The following is a 7,918-nucleotide window of genomic DNA, read 5'->3' as shown; positions in this document are numbered from 1 at the left end:
CACTCCTGGGGCTGGGTTGCACGCTCTTTGCGCTAGCATCGCGTTTTCGCGGCTCGTTGTCATCACGCACAATTCGCTTCAGCCGCCTGACGCAGCTATCTCTGCGATCAATACCGCCAACTTCATCGCGAGCAGCGTCGGGCAGCTCTGCGCGGCCCTGGCGATCATCGTGTTCGGGATTCTCCGACTCATTGACTACCGGCAGAGGCGCTGGGCGATCAGCCATAGCGACACCCTGCGCAACCGTCTTGTCGACACCATCCCGGCGTTGAGATCGACATATCAGACAACGGCGATATCGCTAAACTGTTCGACCAGGCCGACAGTCCAGAGGGCCAGGTCAGAGTCTCATGCGACTACGAGAAACGACTATTTGAAGTCATCGAGGACTTCTCCGGATAAGTGGCGTCCTGAACCAGTTCCTCGAAACGTACGGTCCGACGCCCGCGCCCCGCGAGTTCGCGGCAGTCGTGTACTACGCCACCAGCTTCACGCCGCCACTCAGCTCGCAAGACGCGGCGGCGCGAGTCCGGCGCTACTTGATCTACTCTACGGCCACAATGATAGCGAGACTGCCGCCGCCGACGCCGTCTACTTCCTCGTCCAGGTATCGCAAGAATTGAAAAAGATGACCTTTGGAGGCTAGCTGGCCCGCTGGCGCGACCCGCGACCCTCAACAACAACAACATGGCTAGAAAAAATCAGGATGCGCCCGATGAAACTTTCGACTGAAGACCGGATCACCGTGACCGCCTACATCGATCCGGTGTGCCCGTATGCGTGGGTCACGTCCCAGTGGCTACGAGACGTCGCCCGCGCCCGCCCTCTCGACCTGGACTTCCGGACGACGTGCCCTTGCGATCCTCAATCAGGACCCGGCCGATCCGCTGGAGCTGACGCGGGTTATGAGAGTGCTTGGCGCCCGGTCCGGGTCGCGGAAGCGATCGCCGCGACCCGCGGGCCGAGCACCGTCACCGTTACTTCTACGAGTTCGGTCACCGCTATCACGACCTGCGGGAACGTCCCGCGCGACACCGTCCTACGCGACACACTCGCCGCCCTCGACGCCATGACCCTCTACGGCGCGCGGACGACCAGGTCTGGGACGAAGCGGTGACCACCAGCCACACACGCCGCCCTCGACGGGGTCGGCGACGACGTCGGCACCCCGATCGTGCGGATCGGCGGACGGGGATCTTCGGACCGGTCCTCACCACCGTCCCCGGACACTGCACGTGGCGCGGCGATCTTCGATGCGGTCGCGACCGTGTGATCGCGCAACCGGAATTCACCGAACTCAAGCGCACCCGAACGACCGACAACGATGAATGACCTCACGAGGGTGCTCGCCGCGCGGGCCCCGGACCTTCCGGATATCCCGTTGTTCGGTTCGGTGACGGTGGGTCAGGTGTTCGTGGCGGTCGCGGCGGTCGTGGTGCCCGCGACCGTGGTCGGGCATGTGCTGGTGTTGTGGGCGTGGGCCCGTGGCTGGGAACCGCGCCGGCTGCGCAACCTCGCCCTGGTCGTCGTGGCCGCTGCGGCGCTGGCCGGGCCGATCGTCGGCATGCTGCCCTGGTGGGGCCTGGAGCTGACGGCCTCGGCGGTGCGTCAGGCATGGGACGGGCACTACCTGCCCGCTGGATCGACCTCCGCCGCCGCGACCGCCCCTCTGGTGGCGATCACGTCCTGGGGTGTGGTGGCACCTCTACACCAAGCGGATGCGGTCCGGTGTCGACCAGGCCGCCGGGGAACCGCCACGTCCGCCGCCAGCTACACATCCGCGCCGGTGCGGCGGCCCGCCGCGCCCGCCGCGAGCGCACCCCACTGGCCAGCCACGGCCGTGACGGCACACCCTCGGTCATCCTCGGCCCACGTTATGACACCGTCCGCGCCCAACCGGACCTACTCACCGACACCCTGCGTCGACGCGCGCCGCGCCGTGGTTACAGGTCCCGATGCCCGCGATCGCCCTCCACACTGTCTGCCTGGCCGAGACGGCGCCGGGAAGACCACGATGCTGGTGCGCTGCTCAGCCAGCTGGGCCGAGATCACCTGGACCGCCTACAACCAGCAACAGCACGGCGCTCGGGGGATCACGGCCGTTGGTGATCTTCCTGGCCGCGAAAGGCGGCCCGACGCCGACACCGACGCCCACGAATGGGCCGACGCGATGGAAGACCTCGGCCTGCACCCGGACCGGATCGGCGTGTTTCCCGTTCGAGACCCGCTGAACATGTGGCGCATGCCCGCCACCCAGCTCCGCGCCGCCCTACACAACTCGCGAAAACCGATCACCGCTTCTACGACGTCCTGCAACGCGGCCTACTCCACCTGATCATCGACGCACCCACCGAGAAGCCACCCGCGTCGTCGGCGGAGTTCCTGCAACGCCTCGACCCGGCCTGGCTCACGGCGGCGTGGGCGGGACATCCGGTCGAGGAACGCGCCATCGCCGCCCTGACCAAGACCACCGGCGGCGGCGCGGGCGCCTCATCGCTCGACAGCGACCTGTTGCTGTTCGCGGATTTGTTCCGCAGCATCGTCGGCGACTTCGACGCCGGCCAGCCCTTGTCGGACTTCGACGCCCTCTACGTCTCCGTCCCCGGCGCCACCGACCAGGTCGTCGCCGCCACGAAGACCGCCGTCCTCATCGAACTGCTCACCTACGAACTCGGTGTCGCTCACGACGGGCAACGCCGTCAGGTGTTGTTCGTCATCGACGAGTTCTCCGCGGTCTCCGGTGACACCGCAGGTGACGTCATCAACCTCGTCGAACGGCTGCGTTCCCTGGGCGGCTCGGTCATCGTGTCCGCCCAGTCCTATGAAGGCCTCGCCGACACCGAAGACCAACGCCGCCGCCTGCTGGGCGCGATGGGCGGCGGCGCCCTACTCGGCCGCACCAGCAACGCCGAACAACTCGCCGAGCGGTTCGGGACGCGGCTGGTCGACGAAGTCGGCTACCAACTCGACGGTGGCCGTATGACCGGTGTCGGCACCGTGCGCCGCCAGCACACCTACCTGCTCGACCCGAACCGGCTCCGACAGCTCCCCCGCCACCACCTCGCCTACGCCACACCCGACCAGGTCATCTACGGCGTCGTCGCCCCACTCGCCGCCTCGCCCGCGATCGTCGGCTCGCCGCGGCGGACCGCACCCACCAACGGCCCGGCACTGTCCCGGCGCCGACTCACCGCAGGCCAGGCCGCCGCGATCAACCGGCGGCTCCGCCGACCCGGCACCACGACCGGTAACGGCGCCCGGGCCACCGGCGGCGGAGATGGCCAGGCCCCGGACTGGACCGGGGACGACTGGACACACGACACCAGCAACGAGGACCCACGATGAGCCCGAGCCCGAGTGTCCATCCTGAACAGGCGCGGGCCGCCGCAGCGGCGCTGCTCGGTGTCCCCGCCGGCGCCTCACCTGAGCTGCTACGGACCGCGTGGCGGGCCGCCGCCCGCCATCACCACCCCGACCGGGGCGGCGACCCGGAACGGTTCATCGCCCTGACCAGCGCCTACGAACTACTCACCACACCACCAGCGCCCCGGACGACACCGCATCCGCCGACACCGGCGGGCCCGGCCACGCCAAGCAGCGACCGCCCGGGCTCTCCTCGTCGGCGGGCTCCTGATCCTGCAGGTCGCCGGGCTTCTGGTCGCCGCTGGTGTCCTCACCGCCAGTGTCGCCATGATCGCCGCACCGGTCGCGGCCGCCATGGTCGCGTTGGTAGCCACCGCAGCGGTCGCCCACACGCCTACCTCGCCACCGAGACTCACCGCACCGAGAACCACCGCCCGGGCTGAACCCAGCAACTCGTCGCAGGCCGCAGTGGGGTCGTGGGGCGGGCGCCGACCAGACCGCGCTTTGCTCCGACCGCGAAACAGGAACTCCGGCGCCCGCCACCAGCGACGATAGTCCTCAACCGGTCGTCGTTGTGTCTGACGAGGTCACCGAACACCCGACAACGGAGGTGACTACGGCCCGTCTCGACGGCTCGTTCTTCCTCGATACAAGGCCGCCCGAATGGTGGGCAGAACCTGTCAAAGGGGCGACGGAGTCGATCGCGCAGCGACGCCGTAGGCGCCCATTGACAGGTTCTGACCTGCATTCGACACTCGGGCCGCTTCGAGGGAGGGCAGCAAGACCGCCGCCCGCCCCCGGAGCGTGCTCTGAGCGTTGACGCTCAGGGGACGTCGTTCGGCCAGACCTTCGGGCAACTGACGCCCGCGTAGGACGTCGCGTCCTGCTGGCCCTGCTGCTTGGCCTGCTGGCCCTGAAGCTTGGACTCCTTGGTGTGGTTCACACACCAGTCCTTCACCCAGCTCCAGTCCTTGTTGACCCGCCACGGCTCGTCAGCCATGTCGTCACTGTGCTTACCGCCGAACTCGGTCTGGCTCCAGCCCCGGTCGTCCACCGGCTGGTAGTCCTGCACCGCGACCGGCCCCGCAGCAGGAGTGTCAGCGACAGCAGTACCGGCGAGACCGACCAACGGCGCAGCAGCCAGCGCGGCGACCGCGAGACCACCACCAAGACAACGACCGAACTTCATCAGACGAACCGTTCCTTCCCTCGAGTCCCCACACACCTGACAGTGACTGTGCGTAGGTGACGTCACCCTAACCGGGGTGCGGTGGTGAACCTGAGCGCCGCGAAACGCTCGGCGTGTCACGACGTCCCGGGACTGCCCGCCAGGCCGCACACGAGCGCAGCCCCGCCGGTGCCCTGCCGCCCGTGACGCGGAATTCCCTACGGGTGCCCCGGGGCCTGCGTGGGCGTGGGGCCCGGCACCATCGGGTTCCCGTTCGCGGTCTCAACGGGGATGTCCTGGATGACGTCCCAGTGCTCGACGATCTTCCCGTCCTCGACACGGAAGAAGTCCGCGACCGCGGACCGTTTCCCGTCCTTCTCCGTGGACTCGGCGTGGACCACGACGATGTCGCCCTCAGCGACGACCTGCCCGATCCGGAAGCTCACCCCGCTGTCTTTGACATAGGGGCCCATCGTGTCTACGAACGCCGCCCGGCCATTGGGGACCTGCGGGTGTGCTGGATGTAGTTCTCCGCCACATAGGTCTGCGACGCACCAGCGACATCACGCTGGACGAACGCCTGGGTGTAGAAGTCAGTCACCAGCTTCGCGTTGCTCCCCACCGGTACCGGAGTCGTCGTCGGCGCCGGCGGCGCCGAGGCGGCCGCGGAATGCTCAGTGGGAGGCTGCCCGGCGGAGCTACACCCACCGGCGACCAGCAACACCACCGCCGACCCCGACACCACTGCCATCACGCCCAGACGTGTCCCCTGCGATGTCCCCACCGCTCTCAACGCTGCTCTCAACACCCGGCATCTCTACCACCGGGGCAAGGGCCAGCCCACGGCGTGTCACACGACGCCGCGACGACGCCGGCAGCGGGCGCTACCGTCCGTGACCGGGGAACCCGCGGGCGCCGCGTCCGTAGCGGGGTGGAGCCGGGCCCGGACCTGCCCGCCAACAGCGTCGTCGGAGACGAGGACCTCGAGCAGAGCGTGCACGGTGTCTTGCACACTCACCACACCACGACCGAGGTCGAGCGCGGTCTGCGACCGCCACGCCGCGAACGCTTGATGAAGATCGGCGGGCACGTCGATGCTGAGCCGGACGGTCGTGGGCCGCCCGAAACCGGCCCCGATCTGACGTACCTGGCCTGGAAGCTGGGCGATGCTCATGCCCAGGTCATAACAGACCGTCGGATCGGCGGCGAGCCGGACGAACCCAGGATAGTGCGGTTCAGAGCCCGCCACCGATCTCACGGGTGCTGGTCTGAAGATTGTCGGCGCCGACGACCCTGCCCGCGAGGTGCTCGACCTCGGCGGTGCTGAACCGGTCGGGCAACGCGACCGGCAGCAACCGAAACCATCACGGATGCTGTTCAGCGCGGCCGCGAGCCCGGCGACGTGGTTACGGGCAACGACATCGACCTGCACGCTGAGCAGGTCACGGTCATGGCCGTGACGAGCCGGATTCGCGATGACCGCAGCGACCGCGCGGGACAACACACCACGGCGCAGCAACCCGCTGAAATGCTCACCGAGGACCTCCGCCGCCCGACGAAGATCCCTCCCCGGCGGCAGATCGAAATCCTGCCGGCAGACAACCACACCCCACGAGCCCGGCCCGGCGACCCGACCAGCGACGACAGCGACATGGACACCACCCTATTCGGGGCGCCGGTAAGGGAGTTGTCACCAGCCGCAAACGAGTCGATCATTGCTGGTCAGCGGGTTTATTTTCGGTGAGGTTGCGGTAGAGGGTGGCGCGGCTGACGCCGAACGCGGCTGCGATCTGGTCGGCGGTCTGGCCGGTGTCGAGGGCGGCCTGGGCCGCGGCGAGCTGGTTGGGGTCGAGTTTGCGGGGTCGGCCGGGCAGTTTGCCCGTGGCTGCGGTGGCCTCGCGGGCGTGGGCGGCGCGTTCGCGCATGAACACTCGTTCCATGTGTGCGAACAGCGCCAGTAGCGCGACGGCGAGTTCGGCCATCGGCGAGTCGTCGGTGGTGTCGATCGGGATCGGGTCCTTCAGGGTCTTGATCCCGATGCCCTGCTCGCGCAGCTCGTGCACGACGTTGAGGCATCGCGCAGATTGCGGCCGAGTCGGTCGAGGTTGGTCGCGATGATCGTGTCGCCGGAGCGGGCGTAGCGGCGCAGCTCGGTGAAGCCGGGCCGGTCGATGGTGGCGCCGGTCTTCTTGTCGGTGTAGATCCGCTCGTCGGGTATGCCGTGGTGGCCCAGGGCGTCGAGCTGTCGTTCGAGGTCCTGGTGTGTGGTCGAGACGCGGGCGTAGCCCAGTTCCATCACGTCACCGTCCTGGCCTGGTCCCGGTCGGCATCCAGGGCGGCGGCGATCCGCGGGTCGGTAATGGCGGACTCGCCGGTCATGATCGTCTCGTTTCCTCCCGCAACTGTCTCATAAGTTTACCATGTGGCCGTGTTTCGAGGCGGTGTTTCGACGTTAGATTGTGAGACAGCGTGACCTGGGGTGATGTCGATGTCCGAACTCGCCTGCACGCTGTCGCGGAACCTTGGTTTCGAGACCGGCCAGTCAGCCGCTGGAGGCGGCGGCGGCCAGGCGAAGACGGGCGTCCATGTTCAGCCGCACCTCGCCGTAGGGCAGCACGTGCGCCCAGAACAGCGGCGTCAGCCCGCGCCGATCCTCAGCGGTGAGCGCGTCGTCCCACTCGGAGCCAGCGAGCAGGTCCTGGATCATCAGGGTGTTCACGTACACCAGGGCGGCCTGCAAGATCCGCAGGCACAGCACGCTCATCTCCTGCTCGTCGCGCCGGTTGGTGGCCAGGTCCCCCGCCCTTGCCGTAGAAGATGACCGCGTTGGCCCGATTCCACGACTCGACCACGTTCAGGCCCTCGTGGATCTCTCGCTGGAGTGCCCGGCTGTGCAGGTAACGGGCCAAGAAGATGGTCTTTTGCGCCCGGCCCAGCTCGATCATCGCCTGGTAGGTCGGGTGCGCTGCGTTGGCCTTCATGAATCGCCGCAGGATCGCCTCGGTCGAGGCGGTGCCCACGCGGATCGCGGTGGCGTACTTGAGCATCTGGTCGTACTGCTCAGCGATGCGGTCCCACCGGACGGGCGGGTCATCGCCGGTGCCAGACCCGGCCAGGCGTCTGGCTCGCCAGCAGCCGGGCGGTACAGCTTGACCTTGTTGATCGCTTGATCCTCGGCAGCAGGTCGAACCCGAGCAGCTTCGTGATGCCGAACCCGATCTCGGACTGACCATGCGTGTCCACGTAATTGGCCTCGACCTGCATGTCGGTGCCATGCCGGATCGCGCCGTCGACCATCGCGTGCACCTCGGAGGCCGAGCAGTTCAGCCGCTGCGAGTGGATCACCACGGAGCCGCGCTCGACGTGCCAGTAGATCAGCACCCCTCG

The 7,918-nt window shown here is 68.0% G+C and carries 11 protein-coding genes and 3 pseudogenes; 5 read left to right on the top strand and 9 right to left on the bottom strand.

Going from position 1 to position 7,918, the window contains the following annotated elements; genetic code table 11:
• Positions 1-706: 706 nt before the first annotated feature.
• The 4 genes and pseudogenes from KPL57_RS72225 to KPL57_RS72220 form a co-directional block, all read left to right on the top strand.
• Positions 707-1,117: a hypothetical protein gene (locus KPL57_RS72225; protein ID WP_374203734.1), complete on the top strand. Its 411-nt coding sequence runs from the start codon at positions 707-709 to the stop codon at positions 1,115-1,117.
• 207 nt (positions 1,118-1,324) lie between these two features.
• Entirely contained in the window at positions 1,325-2,335 is a 1,011-nt protein-coding gene (locus KPL57_RS16430) for a hypothetical protein (protein ID WP_226352284.1), read from the top strand.
• Positions 2,236-3,345, top strand: coding sequence for a TraM recognition domain-containing protein (locus KPL57_RS16425; protein WP_226352283.1), 1,110 nt, complete (start codon positions 2,236-2,238; stop codon positions 3,343-3,345). The genes KPL57_RS16430 and KPL57_RS16425 overlap by 100 nt, the downstream gene beginning before the upstream one ends.
• Positions 3,342-3,479, top strand: a pseudogene (locus KPL57_RS72220) (J domain-containing protein); the annotation flags it as partial. The gene KPL57_RS16425 and the pseudogene KPL57_RS72220, both read left to right, overlap by 4 nt.
• A gap of 49 nt (positions 3,480-3,528) precedes the next feature.
• Here KPL57_RS72220 and KPL57_RS16415 read toward each other — a convergent pair.
• From KPL57_RS16415 to KPL57_RS16400, 4 genes and pseudogenes are all read right to left on the bottom strand, one after another.
• Positions 3,529-3,753, bottom strand: coding sequence for a hypothetical protein (locus tag KPL57_RS16415; protein ID WP_226352287.1), 225 nt, complete (start codon positions 3,751-3,753; stop codon positions 3,529-3,531).
• A gap of 433 nt (positions 3,754-4,186) precedes the next feature.
• On the bottom strand, positions 4,187-4,552 hold the full coding sequence (locus KPL57_RS16410) for a hypothetical protein (RefSeq protein ID WP_226352282.1): 366 nt from the start codon (positions 4,550-4,552) through the stop codon (positions 4,187-4,189).
• Between the two features lie 197 nt (positions 4,553-4,749).
• Positions 4,750-5,040: pseudogene (locus KPL57_RS16405) on the bottom strand (nuclear transport factor 2 family protein); the annotation flags it as partial.
• A gap of 341 nt (positions 5,041-5,381) precedes the next feature.
• A complete protein-coding gene (locus KPL57_RS16400) occupies positions 5,382-5,705 on the bottom strand; it encodes a hypothetical protein (RefSeq protein ID WP_226352280.1) in 324 nt (107 codons plus the stop codon).
• A 228-nt stretch (positions 5,706-5,933) separates the two neighbouring features.
• Between KPL57_RS16400 and KPL57_RS16395 the strand changes: the two genes are divergently transcribed.
• Positions 5,934-6,275: a hypothetical protein gene (locus tag KPL57_RS16395; protein ID WP_226352279.1), complete on the top strand. Its 342-nt coding sequence runs from the start codon at positions 5,934-5,936 to the stop codon at positions 6,273-6,275.
• Here KPL57_RS16395 and KPL57_RS16390 read toward each other — a convergent pair.
• The 5 genes and pseudogenes from KPL57_RS16390 to KPL57_RS16375 form a co-directional block, all read right to left on the bottom strand.
• Positions 6,244-6,456, bottom strand: a complete 213-nt coding sequence (locus tag KPL57_RS16390) for a helix-turn-helix domain-containing protein (RefSeq protein WP_264198197.1) — start codon at positions 6,454-6,456, stop codon at positions 6,244-6,246. The two genes, KPL57_RS16395 and KPL57_RS16390, sit on opposite strands and share 32 nt — an antisense overlap.
• A 9-nt stretch (positions 6,457-6,465) precedes the next feature.
• Positions 6,466-6,827: pseudogene (locus KPL57_RS16385) on the bottom strand (recombinase family protein); the annotation flags it as partial.
• Between the two features lie 246 nt (positions 6,828-7,073).
• Positions 7,074-7,289 carry a Tn3 family transposase gene (locus tag KPL57_RS66590; protein WP_308252896.1) on the bottom strand — a complete coding sequence of 72 codons (216 nt, stop codon included), beginning with the start codon at positions 7,287-7,289 and terminating at the stop codon, positions 7,074-7,076.
• Positions 7,186-7,578, bottom strand: coding sequence for a transposase (locus KPL57_RS16380; RefSeq protein ID WP_264198194.1), 393 nt, complete (start codon positions 7,576-7,578; stop codon positions 7,186-7,188). The genes KPL57_RS66590 and KPL57_RS16380 overlap by 104 nt, the downstream gene beginning before the upstream one ends.
• Before the next feature lie 43 nt (positions 7,579-7,621).
• The coding region (locus tag KPL57_RS16375; RefSeq protein ID WP_264198192.1) for a transposase at positions 7,622-7,918 on the bottom strand (297 nt) is incomplete at its 5' end.

Source organism: Pseudonocardia sp. ICBG601, assembly GCF_020496245.1.
This window is presented reverse-complemented; position numbering and strand designations above follow the sequence as displayed.

What these genes read in the sequence shown, in the direction of transcription:
- KPL57_RS72225 (WP_374203734.1), top strand. Translation starts at nt 707, where the DNA reads ATGCGCCCGATGAAACTTTCGACTGAAGACCGGATCACCGTGACCGCC.
- KPL57_RS16430 (WP_226352284.1), top strand. Translation starts at nt 1,325, where the DNA reads ATGAATGACCTCACGAGGGTGCTCGCCGCGCGGGCCCCGGACCTTCCG.
- KPL57_RS16410 (WP_226352282.1), bottom strand. Translation starts at nt 4,552, where the DNA reads ATGAAGTTCGGTCGTTGTCTTGGTGGTGGTCTCGCGGTCGCCGCGCTG.
- KPL57_RS16400 (WP_226352280.1), bottom strand. Translation starts at nt 5,705, where the DNA reads ATGAGCATCGCCCAGCTTCCAGGCCAGGTACGTCAGATCGGGGCCGGT.
- KPL57_RS16390 (WP_264198197.1), bottom strand. Translation starts at nt 6,456, where the DNA reads ATGCGCGAACGCGCCGCCCACGCCCGCGAGGCCACCGCAGCCACGGGC.
- KPL57_RS16380 (WP_264198194.1), bottom strand. Translation starts at nt 7,578, where the DNA reads ATGCTCAAGTACGCCACCGCGATCCGCGTGGGCACCGCCTCGACCGAG.